This is a genomic window from Mucilaginibacter sp. SJ, from assembly GCF_028993635.1.
GTDB lineage: Bacteria > Bacteroidota > Bacteroidia > Sphingobacteriales > Sphingobacteriaceae > Mucilaginibacter.
The window spans coordinates 347,235-367,462 of record NZ_CP118631.1; the positions used below are offsets into that span (position 1 = coordinate 347,235).

A 20,228-nucleotide genomic window follows, 5' to 3' on the forward strand; every position below is an offset into this window, starting at 1 on the left:
CTTCTACGCCTTGCTTTTCGTCGCGTAAATTTTGCATATAGTATAAGATTTCTCACTCTTACCCCGCTATTTTCCCACCCTTCAAGAGTTCGAAATGACATTTTATTGTACATACAGACCTCTTTTACCCATTCCCTACACGCTGCATCTCATCTGCAGCACCGTTGTCGCGCTTGGCCGTTTTGAAGGTTTTGCCGAAACGATAGGTGAACGCAAGCACCACTACGCGGCTATCGCGCTTAATTTTAAAATATTCGGTAGCGTTGGGGAACTGCGTTAAGCCTTCCATGGCATTGGTATAGAATATATCGCGCATGCTCAACTTCAGGGTGGCCTTCTTTTTAAGTACCGACATGCCCAGCCCTGCCGATAGTTGCCCGGTAGGGTATAGCCGTTCCTGCACATCGTTGCGGGCGCGGGTGGTGTAAAAGCCCGATAGCTCGCCCGTAAAACGTTTGCCCATCGTGAACTGGTTGCTGGCGTTGAGGTTAAGCTGGTTAATATCTGATGTGTAATGATTGCCGTTAAAACCGCTCAGTTTTTTGTAATTGTACAGTGCCTGTGCTGTAAGTGTCCACCAGTTGGTGGGAGAGGCCGTGATAGTTTCGGATACGCCGATGATATACGTGCGCCCCACGTTGCCCTGTGTATACAGCAAAATGCCCGCAAGGGTAGGGTCGCTTAAAAAGATCTGCGAAAAATAGTTGTTGATATTACTGTAAGATAGGGTGGTGGTGAGCAGGTTTTTGTATTGATGGCTCAGCTCCAGGTTCCAGCTGTATTGGGGTAAAATATAAGGGTTGCCCGTTTGATAAGTGTACTTGTTAATGATAAAATAAAATGGGTTAAGCGTTTGGTAAACCGGGCGGTCAATGCGGCGGCTTACCGTTAAAGTAAAGCTATTGGCAGTATCGGCCTGGTAACTGAAATAGCCGCTGGGAAAGAAGCTGCCATAGTTGCGTGAAAAGGCCGAATCTTTTTGCAGCACATTACCCAGTTGATGGGCATGATAATCGGTATGCTCATAACGCAAACCTAACTGGTAGGAAATGGCCTTATGCTTGCGCTCCCATTGCGTGTAAACCGCGTGAATGTTCTCGCTGTAAAGGAAATGGTTGCTGCGGGTCAGGTCGTCTGTCCATTGGCCCGCATTGAGGTTTTGATAACCGGCAGAGTTATCGGTACTGCTGTGTGCCGATTTCCAGCCCGCCTGAAATTGGCCATCGCTGTCGGTTTTAAGCGTATAGTCGGCTTTGCCAGTGAATATGTTGATGCCGGTGGGGATGTTGGCGCGTGTAGACTCGTTATAACCGCCGGTGGTTTGCAGGCGGTTGTTGAAATTTTGGTCGCTGGTAATGTTGTAGTGCAGCCAGTCGGCATCAGCGCTGATGTCCTGGGTTTTGCTGATGGCATGGCGGAGGCTCAGGCTCACCTGGCCATTTTTAAACCGGCTGTTGTTGGCGTTATCGGTAGCAATGACCGAATCTGCCGCGCCACTGGAGTTGAGCCAGCGCGCCGAAGCCGTATTGTTACCCTCGCGGTGGATCATGGTTCCGCCAAGCACAATGCCAACCGTTGTTTTAGGCGAAGCTTCATAGTCCAGCCCCGCTTTGGCCGTATTGTTGAGCAGTGTGCCGGTGAAGTGCGAGGGCTGATCCAGCGTCGCGGTGGTGGCCCCGTCGGCGCCGGTGTATTTACGCAGCGCGTACAGGTTGGTAAGATACTTCTGCCGGCTGATATTGTAATTAAAGAAAGTGCTGACCCGCCCGGCGCGGTAATTGAGCGTGAGCGTGTTATTGGTTTTGAAGTAAACACCCTGCGCCGCCGTGGCCGTAACCGACCCGTTGAAACCCTTTTGCCGGTTCTTTTTGGTTTTTATGTTGATGATCCCCGCATTGCCGCTGGCATCATACCTGGCCGTAGGGTTGGCAATCAGCTCAATTTGTGCTACCTGGGTGGAGCTCATGCTGCTGAGCAGGTTGTTGAGATCGGCGCCAGAGAGGTAAGTAGGTTTGCCATCTATCATCACCAGCACCCCGGGCTTGCCTTGTAAAGAAATGCCGCCATTACGGTCGACTATTACCCCCGGCGACTTCTCCAATACCTCCAGTACCGTAGCCCCCACATTGGTTACCGAGGCTTCCACGTTTACGATCACCTTTCCCTGCTTCACCTCTACCGGCGGCGTTTTGGCAGTGATGTTCACCTCTTTTAGTACAGTACTCAGGGCTTGTATGCGGATGGTATCCTGCTTTATATTCTCCGCAATGGTATAGCTGCGGGTGGTTAGGGGCTGATATCCCGTATAAGTTACCGAGAAGCTGAATGCTCCCTGCGTAATGTTCTGAAACCTGGCCTGGCCGCGGGCGTTAGTTACGATCACGCTGACCTGCTTATTAGCCTGGATCAGTTTAATGGTGGCGCCATCGGCGGGCTGGGCATTTTCTTTAACAACTATCAGCGTAAACTGCTGCGCAAAGCCGCCCAGGGGTAACAGGGCCAGTAGAAAGAGTAAAAGTGTACGGGTCATTCAGTCAATTCAAATAATCCCGTAAGATAATCAGGCTGAGGTAGATGTTTGCAATTTAAGGTGCGAAAATATGGGTGAAAATCACTTTTTTACTTTGAAAGTCACGTGTATACCGCATCGCATCCCAACCCTGCATACCCGCGCCAGTTTGGGAAGCTATCAGCGTTAACGCCTTACGCGGTTTAAATTAAAAGCAACCAGGTATTCGTACACCGGCTCGGGGGCGAAACGATCCGACGATATCACTGTTTGTGCCTTCATCACCTGGTTCAATTGCGTTTTTACCAGGGCAAAAGTCGCTTTTAACAGTTCGGGCAGTACGCTTGTCGCTACTGTAGGATAGTAGTACTGTTTCTCAAAAGCTTTTTTCTCAGCGGCGGTAGCCATTTGTACCTCCCAATGCTCGTCGGGTTTAAAACCATTCTCCAAAGCGGTGTTACCCAGGTCATAAATATATTCGCTGGCTTTGTAGTGTGCTGTTTGTTCATCGGTCATTCTGATATTTATTGTATGAGTATTTATGTTATTTATTGTTGCAATGGTTAATTAAGCCTTAGTTGGCTTTAACGACTTTGACAGCGGTAGGCCCTTTTTGCCCCTGTTCTATTTCAAAGGTAACTTTGTCATTTTCTTTGATGGCAAAAGAAGCCGCGTTGACATGAACAAAAATGCTTTCCTGGGTTTGCAGATCTTTGATGAAACCGAACCCTTTAGATTCATTAAAGAATGTTACTGTGCCTTTTCTTACAATTTCTACTTCAACTTCCTCCTGTTTGGGGGTACCAATGCGGATGTCCTGCGCCAATACCTTTTTCCGGTTACCGGGGTCCTGGGGCACGGAGGTAATGTTGCCGTTTGCGTCAACATAGGCCAGCATATCTTCAAACCCCTGTCCTTTAACAGCGTTGGCTTTGCGATCTTCGGCTTTTTCTTTTTTGTCCTGTTGTTTTTTGAGCTTTTTCTTTTCGCGCTCTTTCTTGTTAAATGTTTCGGTGGATCTACCCATGTTTTTGATTAAGTGTAACAAAAAAGCATCCCCCCGGGATGGGAGGATGCTTTTAAAATGATGATATAGTGTATTAAGCTATTTTTACATTTACTGCATTCGGACCTTTACGGCCTTCTTCAACGTCATAACTAACGGCGCTGTTCTCACGAACATTGTCAATCAGGCCTGTTGAATGAACGAAGATTTCGCTGCCACCATTATTAGGTGTGATAAATCCGAAACCTTTGGCTTCATTAAAAAATTTTACTGTTCCTTGTTGCATTATATTGTTATTAATAAGTGTGCAATATAACTATAATTATTGGTGTATTTTACTTTTTGTAAAATTATTTAACATTTATTTAATTGATTACTGCGAAAAAGGGCCCGGAGCGCTGTTTAAAGGGTGTTTTCGGGGTATCTTCGATTTTTAAAAAACCTTGTTGTGCATTTTGATAAATGGTGTGCATAGCCGGCATGCTGGTCGTTTTGCTCTGCATCTTGTGTTGTGATCTCTGCAACCCAGAAAATTGGTTTAAATAAAACTTTATTTACCTGAACACGGGCCACAAGCGTGGACGCTTGCGGCAGCGGGGGCTGCATACTCGCGCCAGCTTGGGGATGCCACGTTCTTTGTCGGTGCCACATACCCGCGCCAGTTGGAGATTGTACATTTAGTTTTCAGTAGATTCAGCTTCCATAACTTAATTTACCTACATTAGCTATCAGAGCCATTCATCGCTGACATGAATAAAGAAACCGAACTTATCATTTCAAATAACCAGGCAACTGCTATCGAGCATATCAGGATTCGGCTGGCAAATTCTATTGATGTGTTTCGGGTGATCAACTGGCTAAATAATTTTAAAAAAGCTGAATGGGATAAAGCACTAGAGGTATTAAAAGCCTTAAAGTATTATTCCAATAATCATGTAATAGTCGAATATAACCGGAACCTTGAAAGGTTGCTGGCTGAAACCGATCCTACCCAAAAGATTTACGTGCATGGATTTGGAAAGCTCGGCAAAAGCGGGAGTACGATGTTGTATTTCTTTCGCCAGACACCGGTTTTTAAAGCGAATGAAAATCGTTTCCAGATCTTGGAGCATGTTGTAAAGTTAAAAAGACAGCATATTAAGGACGGAGACATCTTGGTCTTGCTGGATGATATTATCGGTTCGGGGCGTTCCTTATCCACGTTCTACAGGGTGAATATCAAACATCAATTTATTAAAGAAGGGTTTTCCCTGAGAATATATGCTTTATGTGTGGCTTATATGATAGAGAGCATTGCTTTGCTGGAAAAAAATATTGACGGTATCCAGATCATAGGAACAGGCTATAATAAGGCCTTCATTACGCCCGGTTCTGTTTTCGGTTACAGACCGAGAATGTTACCGATACGGGAATTTTGTTATGAGTACGGAAAACCCTTGTTTATACTGCACGATTATGATAAAAAAGCTGATGTGCCGCATCCTTTGGGATATGACAACTCGCAATCCCTGATTATTTTTGCGCATGCAGTTCCAAATAATACCTTACCGATCATTTGGTCATCTAAAGGCAAATGGTTCCCGCTATACCCGAGGTCGGGGCAAGGAAAAATATCAGAGATCAAAGATTTTCAGCAGGACAATTACTATTGGCTTAATCTGGCCTATCAATTGAATATTCTAAATAAGGAACAAACAGGCAATTCCTTATATACCAATAAAGTCAATTTTGGCCTGATCGCGGTAATTCGGTTAAAGAAACAAAATAGCGGACATCAACGGATCTTCCAGGTTTTGGGGATCAGCGCAAACGAGCTAGATGAGATCATTGCCTCGGGCAGAGAAAGGGGTATTTTTAACAAGGCTGATGAACTGACATCCCGGGGATTATCATATTATGATCAAATAGCCAAGAACATTAAAATAGAGAACACCAGGATAAAAAGGAAAAAACATACCTTTACACAATCTAAAATGTATATACCTAAACATTTTAATGGAATGACATAACTGGTTAGCGTACTCGCAAGAGTTAACTTGCTTCTTGAGCAAGGCTAATAATAAAGCTACTTTACATTAATCCTTGTACAACATGGCAGCCGCACGGTCAACCCGCTGTTGCACAAGGATCACTAATTCGTGATCCTGTATTCAGGAAAGAGTAACCAGTTATGTCATTTGATTTAGAAGAGTTCATTTACAGGTCCCAGGAGCTGGGGCGGGGGGCAGACTTCATAAAAGAAACAACGCATTATGCCCGTAACCTGATCGGACAGGGACTTCCGGTGATCTTTTCACCTCACCACCTGGCCGCGTATCTTGACCTTGATTATGACCAGCTAAGATACCTTATTGAACATCGGAATGAGTTGTATAAGTTTTACGAGATCAAAAAGAAGAGCGGTGGTACGCGGGCCATTGTGGTTCCCCACGCGAACTTAAGATTCGTTCAGCAGTTTATTCATTCCGAGATTCTGGCAAAGGTCCCGGTCAGTCGTGCCGCATTCGGATTTGTAAAAGAACGCTCCATTCTGCATAATGCGCAGGTACATACCGGGAAATCGGCACTATTAAACATTGATCTTTTTAAGTTTTTTGATGCAGTTACCGAAAAAAGAGTTTCAGGTATCTTCAGATCACTGGGTTACGCGAAGAACCTCGCCTGGGACCTTGCCCGGCTTGTCACGGTGGTTTTGCCTCAATCCTATTATCTTCACTTCAAGCCGGGTGAACTTGAACAATACCGGGGCATTGTTCAAGAGCATACGGCAGTGTTACCACAGGGGGCAGCCACAAGCCCAGTCATTTCAAATATCATTTTAAGAAAATTAGACCTGAGACTTGCGAAGTTCGCGGAAAAGAACCAGTTGAGTTATTCAAGGTATGCCGACGACATCACCTTTTCGGGGGAGGTTGGTCGGTTGCCGTCAATAAGACTGCTTACCAAAGTGATCAGGGAAGAGGGATTTTTGATCAATTACAATAAAGGCGGTCTTCATAAAAAAGGACGGAAACAATTGGTTACCAGCCTGACAGTCAGCGACGGTGTTCACGTGCACCGAAAATTTAAGAAAGAAATTGCAAAACATATCTATTGCTGCCTGACCTTTGGTGTGGATGAGCATTTAAAGTTCTTAAAAATGGAGAACAAGGGCCTTTATAAAGAATGGTTACTAGGTAAGATCTATTTTGTAAGGTCTGTCGAAGTTGCGGCAGCACAAAAATTAATGACTGAGTTTTTGAAAATAGACTGGCCCAGCTAATCATAACTGGCGCGAGTATGCAGCGCAGGATGTTGTGGGCAGAGTACTCGTGACTTCTCAAATAATTTTAATTAAATGAAATTTAATGGGATATAGATTTACCTAAATTCCATGTTTGGAAATTACTTAATTTGTAGCTAGCCTTAAACGACACCTGATTGAAATAGCAAATAAGTAATAATGGACATTAATAATAGGAGTAAACGCCAAATGCAACCCATTTTTTCAAGAAACGAAGATATAGAAAAAATCGCTTTTTTAAATTGGCGAATCAGTTCGGATGACGCTATACTCAATATGACGAATATGGCCGAGGGATTTCTTAATTCCGCTATCAGGCTTGCCAAACTTAATCTTATTTATAACGACCATAAAAGTGCCGATATACTGATATTTCCGATACTCACCAATGCCAATCATGGTATCGAGCTTTACCTGAAAGCCATGACCTGGATGCTTAACCTTATCCTAAACAACGGTACTAAAATCGAAGGTAGCCACAATATCCGGCAGATTTACCAAACAGTCAAGGCAAAAATCAAAGCCTATAAAGGAAAAATAAGCCCGAAAGATTTTGCGGAGGCCACCGCTGAGTTGGAGAATTATATTGGTGAACTGTTCGCAAAAATCGAAGCTACCGACCAAAAGGATAGAATGGACTTTTCTCGTTACCCTTTCGATACCAAATACGATAATCATTTTTACGTCGATCTGATTGGCAATGTAGAAATCGACTTAGAGAATTTTGTAAAACGTTTTGAAATCATCTCGCAGTCATTGGAAAACTTGTGCGATTTTATTTATTACCAAGAACTTAGAGATGATACAATGCTGAGTACTGATATTAGTAACGGTGTTTAATACCTCTGATCGGTGCAGGTATGCAGCGCTGGATGTTACGGGCTGGTTACTCACCATTTTTTTAGCTATATAATTCACAAATACTCCAAGCATATCAAGCAACTCTATACATCACAATCGCATCAACCTAAGAATCAACTCCAAACCTCACTTCCCCCCAATCCCATTAACAATCAACTCAATTTGATTCAGCTGTTCCTTACTCAACTGTTTCAGGTTTTCCTGACTTAATATGGTATTGTTTATTTGCAGGTAGTTATTTTGCTCGTTGATAACGGTGTTGGGCCGGCGTTTATTTATAGCGCCAACCGTTTCAAAATAAAGCCGGGCGGCCTTTACATCGCCGTTGCAGGCAAGTTTACAAACCTTGGCCAGTATTTTAGGGACCATATATTTAAACTGCTCCATTTCGGCAAGGTATTGCGGATATGTTTTATAGCCTGTAAGGTGTTTGGCAACAGTTTGCCGGCTCAGTCCGCACTCCCGCGCTATTACAAATTTAGGGGGCATGGAGCCATTTTGGGCAATCAGCTTTTCGATGGCCCGGCCAATCAATAAATGGTTTTGTTCCCAGATCTGCTCATTGGTGCATGGCAGCATGATCTCCGCTATTTTATCTATAAACTTGTCCCGGTCTTCATCCGTTAAGCGGTGCAGCATTTCGGTACTAAATTCGGCAATGTAATTGCGTTCAGCATCGTTCAAATCTTCAATATCTGCTAAGGTGATCCTCTGCAGGCCCAATACACGGTCGAGCTTCTCTCTTGAAGGCGTTAAATTTGATAAGGTATTTTCAGGTTCCATCAGGTTTGGCAATCTTTTAAATAAAGATCGGAAATTTATTATAAAAATGCTAATGTTTTTAGTAAAAAATGCAGTGTTAACCCTGTGGTTTTGTGTATGACTTTGATTGTCAGTGTATTAGCGGTAAGGTCACTTCCTGGTTGAAAAATAGTGTAACCCCGATTGATTTTATTTAATTGATTATCAGTTGTTTGTAAGATGATTTTTGAAATTGTGTTAACCCTGTTAACCCCCCTCTGATGCAATGGATATACAAGGTAAACTCTCCCCTATGCCATCGCGGGGCAAATTAACGATTGGTTCAGGCCGGCTGAAGAGGGCATACCCATTCGCCCGAAACCTTAAATTAAATACAAAAAGCCGGGAGGCCGGCTTTTTGTATTTGATAAGATATTGAAATTTAAACTTCAGCGCGATGACCTATTTGCGCTTCGACAGCCTGATGACGTTGACAGAGTAAGGCTGAAAGGTGTGTTTGAATGACCGGCCAAGCCCGGTTATGGTCGACGTAACCGGGACGATTTTCGTCGGCTCGTCAATTGTATTGGTATCTTCCGGTTTATCGCCCTTTAGTACTACCAGGGTGCCATTTGCAGCCACATCTCCGCCTTTTAGGCTGATGTCGATTTCCCGGGCCATATCGTCGGTATTTACCACCTTCAGATACACGTTTTTAGCATCCTGGGTACAAACAAAAAATAACGCCGGACGCTCGGCCTTAGGGCGCCGCGCGTTTGCCGGCCAATGGCTTATGCCGGCGGTGTCTTTAACTGCCGGTTTGCGTAAGGGGGCATTTTCGGCTGTTATTGGCACCACCTTGGTACCAAGGTAGCTGCCGAACATCTTTTGTACATAATAAGATGGTGAGCCATAACTTTTAAGGGCTGTATAACCAATCAGATCAGAGTCCCATTGCCATGCTTTAGGCTGGCCATTGCCCGCCTGGTTTACGTTCACAAATAATGGTGCATAGCATGACCGCTCTACCAGGTCGCTGTTGCGTTCCATTCCGGTCATCCAGGCAGCATCTCCGAGGGCTGCATTCAGGTTAGTGGTAGGCGCGCCTTCGCGGGTGGCCCATTCGCCTACAAATATTTTAGGGCTGGTTGCACGGTCATAGCTATCGTACTTCGCCGCGTCTTCTTCCATCTGCCAGGCCGATTGGTAATAATGCTCGTCAACCATTTCGGGTTTAACACTGGTTACCTTGTCGGGCTTATAACTTTCAATGGTTGAGATACAGCGTAACTGGGGATATTTAGCTTTTATAGCAGCCTGAAATTGTTTAAAGCGCCCATCGTAGCTATGCGACCTGTCGAACCAGTCCTCATTGCCTATCTCTATATCTGTGAGTTTAAAAGGGGCGGGATGACCGTCGGCAGCCCGTTTTGCACCCCAGTAAGTTTTGGTATCGCCGATACAATATTCAATTTCATCCAGCGCGTCTTTAACATATGGCTCCAATAAAGGCCCCGCATCTATGTGGTCACCACGTAACGAGTAACCGGCAAAAACTGCTAAAAGCGGTTCCATTTTTAAATCTTCACACCATTCTAAAAATTCCAATAGGCCCATGCCGTCGCTTGCACGGTAGCCCCAACTGCCTGTATGGCCGGGGCGCTGTTCTAGCGGGCCTAAGGTCGTTTTCCATGGGAAGGCATCTCCCAGGTATGGCCCCTCTAAAAAGTTGCCTCCCGGAAAGCGAAGAAAAGTAGGTTTCATATCGGCCATCATCTGCATTAAATCAATGCGATTGCCATTCGGCCTGTTTTTATACGTGGGGGGAAATAAGGAAACGAGGTTGAAATAGTAAGTGCCTGTCCGGTTAGATGAAATAACAAAACGCGCGTCGGCAGTAGGTTTGATATTTGCAGCAGTTGTGATGGTTAACTCATGCTTTTTCCAGTACGTGCTTTTTTCGAGGTTGATTGTGCCCCTTGCGTAAATTGTTTTGCCATCGGTGCTTTCCAAACTAATGTTGATAATACCGGGACCATCTTCTGTAACTGCTGTTGCAGGCGGCGTAGCATCAGGCCTGTTACCCCGCGGAAAATTGACAGTGCCGGTTTTGATATAAAAGGAGCAGCGATAAGTAGTTGACGGTGTAACCGGAATACCCCAAAAGCCATTGTTGGCAATACCCGCGCGGTTACCGTTTGCCTGGCTAACCGTCAGCTTAAGGCAGGTTGTAAGTGCCGCGTTAATAGCATTGCGCCCCTGATCAAAAGGGACGTTAGCCGGATCGGCACCAATCAGTTGTATCGATGCCTTGCTATCGCCATCCTGAACAACGCTCCAACCATCGGGCTGAGTTGGGTTATCCTTAAAAACCCGGTTACGGATCAGTTCAGCATATAAACCTCCGTCATATGAATGATTGATCTCCTCGGTCATGAGCCCGTAAAGCTTCGGGCTTACGTTCACACCTTTGGTAAGATCCAGGTTGAGGCGGGTTTGCGCTTGTAAACCACCGAATGCACTTAAGCATAACGTGGTTAAGAATAGTAGCTTTTTTGTCATTGTTGGTATTCCTTAATTATTTTGAAATAATGATCGGGCTGATGCATAGTTGTTTTATTGTGCATTGCTGATGTGGAAAAAATCAAAATCAACATAACCGCCCGATTGCCTGGTTGCATAGTTAAACAGGCCAAAGCGATATCCCATAAAATGGGGGAGCGTATAAACCATTTGCAGCGGTGTGCCAATAGGTTCCCATTTGCGCCCGTCGAGGCTATAAAAAAAGTAGGCTTTATCTGCCCGGTTATTAAAATCGCAGCTTGCTTTAAGGTAAATGGTTGTTTGCTTTAAAGGTATGCTGGCCGCTTCAATCGCTGACCCGGATTGCGCGTTGATCATAACTACTTGTTTGGAGCCATGATCTGATTTTACACCAACGAAGCCATACTTTCGTTGCAGTAAAACCAAACCTGCAAAGTCTCCATCCTTCATGTTGGAAACATCAATTAAAGTTATTCCTGAACATTGGGGGCCAATAGTGCGCTGCGTTAAGGTGTTACGTGCCGATAGTACTGTGCTGTCCAGTCGCCCGGTGGTCAATCTCAGGTAGCCGGGCCGCTTTTTTAACGACCATAACTGATCATCAGGATTGTGGTTCCATTGCCATACCAAAGGCAGTATGGGTTCCCCGTTTTTACGGCTAAATTCATCCGGGGATACAACACCCGGGATCAGGCTTTTATTTGCAGGTAAATTGAGCGTATCTGGTGCTTTGTGATCAACACCCAATACAGGCCATCCATCTGTCCAGGTAACCGGTACCAGGTACGGCACCCGGCCAACGGCGCCAAAATCACGAAATAAATAGGCATACCAATCGCCTTTCGGGGTATTGATAAGCCCGCCCTGGGCCACGCCTTTATCCTGGAGCCCTACCTGGCCTTCATAAGGACCGGTCAACTTGTCGGCCCGGTGGATTAAAACGGTACGCATACCCCCTTTAGGCCAGCTGATATTGAAAAGGTAATATTTCCCCTTAATTTTGAATAGCTGTGAGCCTTCGGCAGGCAAACCAATATTTGGACCGGCAGCAGCGCTTGCATTCTCGATCAGGATTTGCGGTTTTTTATCAGGATTGACGCCAGACAGGTCATCATTCAGTTCGGCCAGCATGATCTTGCCGCTCCCGTAAATCATATAAACTTTGCCGTCATCGTCAAAAAAAAGTGAGTGGTCATGTAATGCCGGTTTAAAGGACATTTCTTTCCATGGGCCTTTTTCAATATTTTTTGTGCTGTAGATATAGGTTTTGTTGGTAGTGCCCGAAAATGTGGAAACGTAAAAAGTACCGTTATGATAACGCAAGCTGCTTGCCCATGAGCCCCTGCCATATGCGTTTGCTCCGTTTGCCAGGTTAAGGGCATCCCCACCATCAAGCGTATTATACGCGTAACTCACGATATGCCAGTTCACCAAATCTTTTGATTTCATGATTGGCAGCCCGGGATTAAGATGCATTGTGGTGCTGCTTGCATAATAAGTATCGCCAACCCTGATTATCGATACATCCGGAACGTCTGCATATATGATAGGATTTTGTGCTGTCTGCGCGTTTAATGGCATAATTGCCAGTCGCCATAACAGGCAGGTAAATGCCAGTTTAAGAAATGCGATTTTTTTTGTTTTCATTCATTTTAGGTTAAAAGTTGACCACTGCCCAATATGCCTTTTTACGCTGAAGTTTTTCATCAAACAGGAGAGGATAGGCCTTGATAGCTGTGCGACTTGTGCCCTGACTTGCAGCTGCGCCTCCGGCAATACCGCCACCGCGGAAATCAAGCCAGCTGTGCCGGTCTGATACGTTCCAAAAAGTAACCCCGGTTATTACCTTTTTGTATTTCCTGAAGATTTCAAAAATGGCCTTATACCTTTCGGTTTGCTGAGCGGCCATAGTTTCCGTATAAACGGAATCCGTTAGCGTTTGATCGCCTGCTTTACGCGGCGGGCTGGTACGTACCGTAACATCCAGCTCCGTAACCTGCAGCTTTAATCCAAGTGCTGCGTACCTATCCATAGCTTCAGTTATTTGTTGCAAACTGGGGTCAGTTAATTTCCAGTGGCCCTGCAGGCCTACTCCGGTTACCGGTACACCGGCATCTTTAAGGTTCCTGAGCAATTTACAAATCTTATCCCTTTTGGATGGTACTTCACTATTGTAATCGTTGTAAAAAAGTTGGGCCTCTGGATCGGCTTCATGGGCGTATTCAAAGGCTTTGGCAATAAAATCCTCGCCGCAGATCTGGTACCATAATGAGTTACGCAGGTAGTTATCGGGCTTATCATCAATGGCTTCGTTAACTACGTCCCACGCGTATATTTTACCCTTAAAATGATTGACTACCGTGGTAATATGATCTTTAAGCCGCTTCAGTAACACATCCTTACTTACCTGTTTGCCCGTGCTGTCTTTAAACATCCACGCAGGTGCCTGGGCATGCCAAAGCAAATTATGGCCCCTGATTTTCATGTGGTGCTCTTGCGCGAATGCTACAATGGCGTCGGCGTTTTTCCAGTTATATTTATTTTCGCGCGGATGAATGGGACCCATTTTCATATCGTTTTCCGGCGTAACACTGTTAAACTCCTTTGCAATCAGTTCTGCTTCAGGTCCGCTAAGTGCAGCCGCGTTTACTGCAACACCAATAGGAAAATACTTTCGGTAATAATCTTTCAATCCCTTATCAGCCTTATGTGATGAGACAGTAGCCCGGCCATAATCTGTGTTATGGTGTAGGGCCTGTCGGTTCGTAAAGGATACCAGAGCGGCAAATCCAGTTAGTAACAGCGGGAATTTTAATGTTGTAATCGTTTTAAATTTCATGTTGGATCAGTTGCAGGTGTAATTTTAATTTATTTGAAACTTATCCAGTCGATATTAACGCCGGTGCCACTTTTTAATACTATGACGAGGTTGGCTGTTTTAGATGGGAGAGAAGCGAGGCGGGTTTGTATAACTTGCCAATCGTTCCCTTCGGCAATGTTTGCCGAAGCCAATATACGTCCGTTGGGATCGCCAAGCCGCACTTCTATAGTTGCTTTGCTTGCTGCATTTGCCAGGATCTGCAATTCTTTAAACTTTTTGTCTTCGAAGTCAACACGATTGTAACGGCTCCAACTACCTGCATTGTTGAACGTAGTTTTCCAGCCGTCAAATCTTTTTGCGGTATCAAGAAAGGAGATTTTAACGGTACTGTCCTTATCGCTGTACCTGTCTATCTGTATTTTTTCTGAGGCTTTGGTGATCCCCACGCCACGCAGGGTTGGGATAACTTTTTTGATCGTTCCGTCGGCGTTAAAAAATAGGCTGTCGCACCTTATCGACCTGTTTTTGTCGAAATTCGGCGATAGGTCGTCGTTGTGATAAAACAGGTACCATTGATTTTTAAACTGGATAATAGACTGGTGATTGGTCCAGCAGCCGGAAGCCGACTCATCCATAATCACGCCTGCAAATTTAAAAGGCCCCATCGGGTTGTCGCCGGTAGCATACTCCAATCGCTCAATCTTATTGGCCACATGCGGATAGGTGAGGTAATAAATGCCATTGCGTTCAAACAGGTAAGGGCCTTCCTTCAGCCCTTTATCAGGCAGCTCAGTTAAAATTTGGGGTTCTGAAGCAAGTTCCAGCATGTTTTCTTTAAGTTTTGCAGCATACAGGTTACCCTGTGCCCAATACAAGTAGGCTTGTCCGTCTTTATCAATAAATACATTAGGATCTATGCCATGCACCCCTTTTATAGGTTCTGGCTGAGGGGTAAACGGTCCATAAGGTTTATCGGCTACGGCAACACCAATGGTAAAGCCGCGACCGTTTTCGCTGCCTTTCATGGTAGTCGGAAAATACATATAATAATTGCCATTGCGGAAAATGCAGTCGGGAGCCCACATGCTGTACGAAGCAGGGTCGGCCCAGGGCACTGTTGTTTGACTGATGATCATGCCATGATCAGTCCAGTCGGTGAGGTTTGCTGATGAAAAAACGTGGTAATCTTCCATGCAAAACCAACCAGGGCGACCATGGCCAGGCGTTGCCTTAATATCATGCGATGGATAAACGTACACCCTGTCGCCAAAAACGCGGGCTGAGGGATCGGCCGTAAACTGGTCCCTGATTAATGGATTTTGCGCTATGGATTGCCCGGCGAAGCCCAGTACTGATCCGAATAGCAATAGCCAGAACTTAATATTTTTCATGAACGGAATGTCTTTGATCTGATTTTTTTGATCATTAATTATTTAAACAGGATGGGGGCAAATTTGTAAAGATCATTTCGCCAAACAGGCCAGGTATGACCTCCCGGATACTCGTAATAAGTATGTTTTATCTTCATCTCATCCAGCTTGCCCAGCATAACCTGGCAGTTTTTATACGCGATATCCTCCTTGCCGCCCATCGCAATCCAGAATGCTTTTAGGTTGCTGTTGATTTTGGAAGCATTTTTCTTCATAAAGTCATACTGTGTATCAGCGATGCTGTTTTGTGCAGGTAGAATCCACCCCGAGCTGAATACGCCGAGGTAACTGAATGTATCAGTATTGTAGATACCTGTATATAGGGTATTTAGTCCACCCATGGAAAGCCCGGCCAGGGCACGGCCCTGCGCGGTACGGTTAACCCGGTAATTCTTTTCTATAAAGGGAATAATGCATTGTTTTATTTCATTTGCAAAGGTTTTGAGGCCGGCTTCACCAAAACCTCCGCCGAAATTGGCATCGGGCATTACCACTAACATGGGTTTCGCTTGCCCGGCCGCAATCAGGTTATCCATGATCATATCGGTTTTGCCCTGGGTTGCCCAGCCGGTTTCGTCCTCGCCGCCGCCATGTAATATATATAGTGCAGGGTATTTAACCTGGCTTGCATCATAACCGGGCGGGGTATAAATGAACAGCCTTCGCCATGATTTGGTGACGGTTGAAAAATAGGTTTTGATGCGGATATCGCCATGCGGAACGTTTTTTAGCGCATAATAATCGCCGCCGTCAAATGGTATTTCTATGCCGCTGGCCATGCGCCCCATGCCGTAAAAGGTTTGACTGGAGGGATCGGTTGTAGCAACGCCATCTATAATCAACGAATAATAATGGAAGCCTTCGCCAATTGAATCTGTTGTAGCTGTCCAATAACCGGCCGTGTCTTTTACCATGTCATATTTCTTGCCCAGGTCAACCTGAACTTTTTGAGCATCCGGCGCCTTGACACGGAAAAGCACCCGGTGGTCGGGTTGGATAAAAGGATATTTTGAGCCTCTGATATTGGTAGTTGCAGGGCCGCCCGAGATCATCATGTTATATTTATTGATATCAACAGGTTTGAACAGGAACTGCGAAAACAGGTAAAGATCATTTTTCCAAACTTTAAAGTCGTGGATTCCCGGCTCGACATTGAAGATATGCGGTACATTTTTTTGCTCGAGGTAGTCATGTGTACGTTTACTGAACGACATTAACCCGTCGTGATCGCCGCAGGAGATCCAAAGCAGCTTAAGTTTGCTTTTGGCTGCATCTGGATCAGGTAACAGCTCTTCAGGTTTTTTGGTGTTGGGTGCCGACGAAAAGCCTCCAACCCAGGCAAATTTATCCAGGTTGCCCAGCCCAAAATTAAGTGACTGACCACCGCCCATTGATAATCCAGCCAGTGCCCGGTGTTCGCGGTCGGTATAAACTGGATATTTTTTTTGAATATAGGGGATCAGGTCATCCAGCAGGTCATGCTCGAAAGTTGCAAACGCGGCAACTTTATCCGGAGCCATGATATTGCCGGTGGCACGGTCGTCTTTCATGGCGCGGCCGTTGGGCAACACAACGATCATTGGTTCCAGTTTTTTATCGGCATACAAGTTATCCAATATCACCTGGGGCGTGCCCTGGTTAAGCCATTCAAACTCATCGCCGCCAATGCCATGCAGCAGGTATAAAACTGGATATGTTTTTTTAGCGGTATACCCGGGTGGCAGGTAAACTACCGCGCGCCGTTTGGAATCAACTGTTTTTGAGTTGTAGGTAACGGTGTCTAATTTTCCGTGTGCTATACCAGCGCGGTAAGTGTCGAAACCGGCCGGTGAATGTTTAAGAGCTGGCTGTGAAAGGGCCAGCAAGGCAGGCAAAATGCCGATGACGGTGAGGTAGGCTATCTTCTTCATAATTTTTGTCAGTTAACCCGGCGAACTGATTGTCCTTGGGATTAAAAGAGGCTAAAGCGGGTTAAATTGTATTAGTTTTTGCTCGTTTGAGGAATACCCGAAAGTAGGGCAAGCACTTTGCCGCGGTTAACACAAATCATGATAATGATAGCACGAATGTTTAAGGCCTGAAAAATGAACCATCAATCCGGTTTGCGTAAATGAACAGGAAGCCGGAAAATACTGTCGTTATTTCTTTTCTGAATCGTTAATTGTATTGATAGCCAGTTTGTTTTGGATGTCTGGGATGCTTGCGGCAGCGGTTGGTTGCGGCTGATTGTAACAATCATATAGCATTTTTTGGAACGAAGCCATGCAGATACATTCGTGGTATCAAAATATTGGATTGTGGTAGCAAACCATTTTCTGTACGGATACTTTCGTACGGTCCGTAATCGGTATTCCGATCATAAACTTCTTTAATAAATCTTATAAACCATGCAATTGAAAATTTACTTACCGAAGCCGGTCATGATGGTGATGGCATTAATTTTTTGCCTGTCATCCCTCCGGGGCACGGCTCAAAAACTAAAACTAAACAAGTTGGGTTATTTCGAAACGCCCGGCGTCAACGTCCTCGTATTCAGTAACCAGTATAATGGGATCTTTCAAGACGAGAAAACAGCTGGTGTCGAGCTGATACATCACGGCGTGCGTACAATTACAGGCGGCGCGGTACGGCTGCAGAACACACCCGAGCAATGGGACTTGGTGCCCACACTGGTTAACCGTAAGGTTGATAGCGTCAACCATCAAATTGATGTAACTATGCGTTATGCTGACTATGATTTTGATTCCAGGATCACCGTTACGCCGAAAGGCAATGGCGTTGAATTGAATTTATACCTCGATAAGCCGGTACCGGAAAAGTTAGCAGGCAGGGCAGGTTTTAACCTGGAGATTATACCATCTGCTTACTTTGAGAAAACATTTTTGATTGATGGAAAACCGGGCGAGTTTCCGTTGTACCCGGCAGGTTTAACAAAAATGCTTCCTTCAAGTCAAAAAATCCCGCAGTTTGCCGGCCACAGCACATTTGACGATCGTGGCCGCAATGAATTTATCGAGCCCGCACCATTGGCTACCGGTAAAACATTGGTGATGGCGCCCGAAGATCCTGAGCGCACCATTAAAATTCAATCGTTTGATGCCGACCTTAAGTTGTTTGACGGCCGAAGCCTTGCGCAAAACGGATGGTTTATCGTGCGCAGTTTATTGCCGGCAGGAAAAACGGGCAAAGTATTAACCTGGTATATTGAGCCAAATGCCGTACCTGGTTGGAAGCGTGCGCCCGTAATTGAGTTTTCGCAGGTAGGTTACCGCCCGGAGCAGCAAAAGACCGCAGTAATAGAACTGGATAAAAATGACACGCCATTACAAACCGCTACACTTTTTGAGGTAACACCCGATGGGAAATATGTTGAGAGGCTTAAATCAGCTGCACAGCGCTGGGGGCAATTTACCCGTTATAATTATTTGAAATTTGATTTCAGCAGTGTGAAAAATGCCGGGTTATATGTGATAGCCTACGGCGGTCAAAAAACTAATGCCTTCCCCATCAATGAAAATGTTTATGAAAATATAGGGCATCCTACAATGGATGTTTGGTTCCCGGTTCAAATGGATCACATGATGGTTAATGAGGCCTACCGTGTATGGCACGGCGCGCCTTTTCTTGATGATGCCTTGCAGGCTCCTCCAAACCATCAGCACTTTGATACTTACCAGATGGGCCCAACTACTGATACCAAATATAAGCCGCTTGAACGAATCCCCGGGCTTAATGTTGGCGGTTGGTTTGATGCCGGCGACTTTGATGTTGAAACGCCATCGCACTGCAGCGTTGTGCTGAATTTTGTTGAAGCCTGGGAGAATTTTAAGATCGATCGTGACGAAACCTATGTGGATTACCCAACCCGGTACGTAGATATACACCGCCCTGACGGTAAGCCTGATCTTTTACAGCAAATTGAACATGGTACGCTTAACCTGGTGGCGCAGGTCGTGAACATTGGCCACCCGGCGCGCGGAATCATAGTGCCGAATTTGCACCAGTATCATCACCTCGGAGATGCCGTTAACGAAACAGATAACCTGCCTTATAACGCCTCGCTCAAGCCCTACCAAACCGACGGTAAATCAAGTGGTACCATGGATGACAGATGGGCGTTCACTACAAGGAATATAGCACTGGATTACCAGGCTACCGCCGCCCTTGCCGCTGCCAGCAGGGCGTTAAAAGGGTACAATGATACGCTCTCTGCTAAAAGTTTGCAAAGTGCCTTGAAACTCTGGCACGAAGATGACAGCCTCAAAATGCACATGGACTCGGCTGCCCGGGCACGTAACAGGTTCCTTGCCGGTAATGAAATGCTTGCCGCTCTTCAATTGTATATCACAACCAAAGATCAGCAGTATGCAGATCATTTCAAAAAGCTGATTATGCCGATGCTTGATCGCTTTCCCGGCTTTGTTATGATAAGCGCGCTGCACGCTTACCCTTATATGGATAAAGATTACCAGGATAAAATAGCAGCCTATATGCAAAAGTACAAAGCTTCATGCGATGAGTACGATAAACAGAACCCCTACGGTGTGCCGGTTACTCCAGGCGGCTGGGGCGGTAGCGGGCAGGTTATTAACTACGCCATTACCAACTATTACGCCAATAAGTATTTCCCTAATATAATCGGTCCGGAATATGTTTACAAAGGCTTGAATTATATCTTCGGGTGCCATCCTTACTCCAACCTTTCGTTTGTATCGGCGGTAGGTGTACGTTCAAAAAAAGTAACCTACGGTAATAACCGGGCCGACTTCAGGTTTATTGCCGGCGGCGTTGTGCCCGGTATCCTGCTGCTTAAACCCGATTTTCCGGAGAATAAGGAAGACTGGCCGTTTTTCTGGGGGGAGAATGAAGTAACAATAGCAGGCTGTGCGCAGTACATCGTTTTGTCAGGAGCGGCTAATCAGTTAGGTCAGCATAATTAACAAGTTAAGTTCAAATTTAACAACCACTTTCCCGATTTCGAATAAAGGGGGGCGGGGAAGTGGATTTAGGTTGAACCGTTTATACAAAGAAGC

General features: G+C 45.4%; 14 protein-coding genes. 4 read left to right on the forward strand and 10 right to left on the reverse strand.

What is annotated here, in order from left to right; genetic code table 11:
* Window positions 1-124 precede the first annotated feature (124 nt).
* The 4 genes from MusilaSJ_RS01310 to MusilaSJ_RS01325 form a co-directional block, all read right to left on the reverse strand.
* Window positions 125-2,530, reverse strand: a complete 2,406-nt coding sequence (locus tag MusilaSJ_RS01310; RefSeq protein WP_274988276.1) for an outer membrane beta-barrel protein — start codon at window positions 2,528-2,530, stop codon at window positions 125-127.
* Between the two features lie 165 nt (window positions 2,531-2,695).
* Entirely contained in the window at window positions 2,696-3,025 is a 330-nt protein-coding gene (locus tag MusilaSJ_RS01315) for a hypothetical protein (protein WP_274988277.1), read from the reverse strand.
* A gap of 58 nt (window positions 3,026-3,083) precedes the next feature.
* Window positions 3,084-3,536, reverse strand: coding sequence for a cold-shock protein (locus MusilaSJ_RS01320; protein ID WP_274988278.1), 453 nt, complete (start codon window positions 3,534-3,536; stop codon window positions 3,084-3,086).
* Window positions 3,537-3,609: 73 nt separating this feature from the next.
* Window positions 3,610-3,801 carry a cold-shock protein gene (locus tag MusilaSJ_RS01325; protein WP_090527544.1) on the reverse strand — a complete coding sequence of 64 codons (192 nt, stop codon included), beginning with the start codon at window positions 3,799-3,801 and terminating at the stop codon, window positions 3,610-3,612.
* Window positions 3,802-4,264: 463 nt separating this feature from the next.
* Here MusilaSJ_RS01325 and MusilaSJ_RS01330 point away from each other — a divergent pair, with 463 nt between their 5' ends.
* The 3 genes from MusilaSJ_RS01330 to MusilaSJ_RS01340 all read left to right on the forward strand — a co-directional run bounded on the left by MusilaSJ_RS01330 (window position 4,265) and on the right by MusilaSJ_RS01340 (window position 7,638).
* A complete protein-coding gene (locus tag MusilaSJ_RS01330; RefSeq protein WP_274988279.1) occupies window positions 4,265-5,524 on the forward strand; it encodes a phosphoribosyltransferase-like protein in 1,260 nt (419 codons plus the stop codon).
* A 161-nt stretch (window positions 5,525-5,685) separates the two neighbouring features.
* On the forward strand, window positions 5,686-6,777 hold the full coding sequence (locus MusilaSJ_RS01335; protein ID WP_274988280.1) for a reverse transcriptase domain-containing protein: 1,092 nt from the start codon (window positions 5,686-5,688) through the stop codon (window positions 6,775-6,777).
* 210 nt (window positions 6,778-6,987) lie between these two features.
* Window positions 6,988-7,638, forward strand: a complete 651-nt coding sequence (locus tag MusilaSJ_RS01340; RefSeq protein WP_274988281.1) for a hypothetical protein — start codon at window positions 6,988-6,990, stop codon at window positions 7,636-7,638.
* 147 nt (window positions 7,639-7,785) lie between these two features.
* On the opposite strand, the gene MusilaSJ_RS01345 is transcribed toward MusilaSJ_RS01340, so the two are convergent.
* The 6 genes from MusilaSJ_RS01345 to MusilaSJ_RS01370 all read right to left on the reverse strand — a co-directional run bounded on the left by MusilaSJ_RS01345 (window position 7,786) and on the right by MusilaSJ_RS01370 (window position 17,105).
* Window positions 7,786-8,442, reverse strand: coding sequence for a hypothetical protein (locus MusilaSJ_RS01345; protein ID WP_274988282.1), 657 nt, complete (start codon window positions 8,440-8,442; stop codon window positions 7,786-7,788).
* A 420-nt stretch (window positions 8,443-8,862) separates the two neighbouring features.
* A complete protein-coding gene (locus MusilaSJ_RS01350) occupies window positions 8,863-10,962 on the reverse strand; it encodes an alpha-L-arabinofuranosidase family protein (protein WP_274988283.1) in 2,100 nt (699 codons plus the stop codon).
* A 54-nt stretch (window positions 10,963-11,016) separates the two neighbouring features.
* Window positions 11,017-12,591 carry a glycoside hydrolase family 43 protein gene (locus tag MusilaSJ_RS01355; RefSeq protein WP_274988284.1) on the reverse strand — a complete coding sequence of 525 codons (1,575 nt, stop codon included), beginning with the start codon at window positions 12,589-12,591 and terminating at the stop codon, window positions 11,017-11,019.
* 10 nt (window positions 12,592-12,601) lie between these two features.
* A complete protein-coding gene (locus tag MusilaSJ_RS01360) occupies window positions 12,602-13,783 on the reverse strand; it encodes an endo-1,4-beta-xylanase (protein ID WP_274988285.1) in 1,182 nt (393 codons plus the stop codon).
* Window positions 13,784-13,812: 29 nt separating this feature from the next.
* Window positions 13,813-15,156, reverse strand: coding sequence for a family 43 glycosylhydrolase (locus MusilaSJ_RS01365; protein ID WP_274988286.1), 1,344 nt, complete (start codon window positions 15,154-15,156; stop codon window positions 13,813-13,815).
* 38 nt (window positions 15,157-15,194) lie between these two features.
* Window positions 15,195-17,105 (reverse strand): alpha/beta hydrolase-fold protein, encoded by a 1,911-nt coding sequence (locus MusilaSJ_RS01370; RefSeq protein ID WP_274988287.1) that lies wholly within the window; start codon window positions 17,103-17,105, stop codon window positions 15,195-15,197.
* A gap of 483 nt (window positions 17,106-17,588) precedes the next feature.
* Here MusilaSJ_RS01370 and MusilaSJ_RS01375 point away from each other — a divergent pair, with 483 nt between their 5' ends.
* Window positions 17,589-20,135 carry a glycoside hydrolase family 9 protein gene (locus tag MusilaSJ_RS01375; protein ID WP_274988288.1) on the forward strand — a complete coding sequence of 849 codons (2,547 nt, stop codon included), beginning with the start codon at window positions 17,589-17,591 and terminating at the stop codon, window positions 20,133-20,135.
* The last annotated feature ends 93 nt before the right edge of the window (window positions 20,136-20,228 follow it).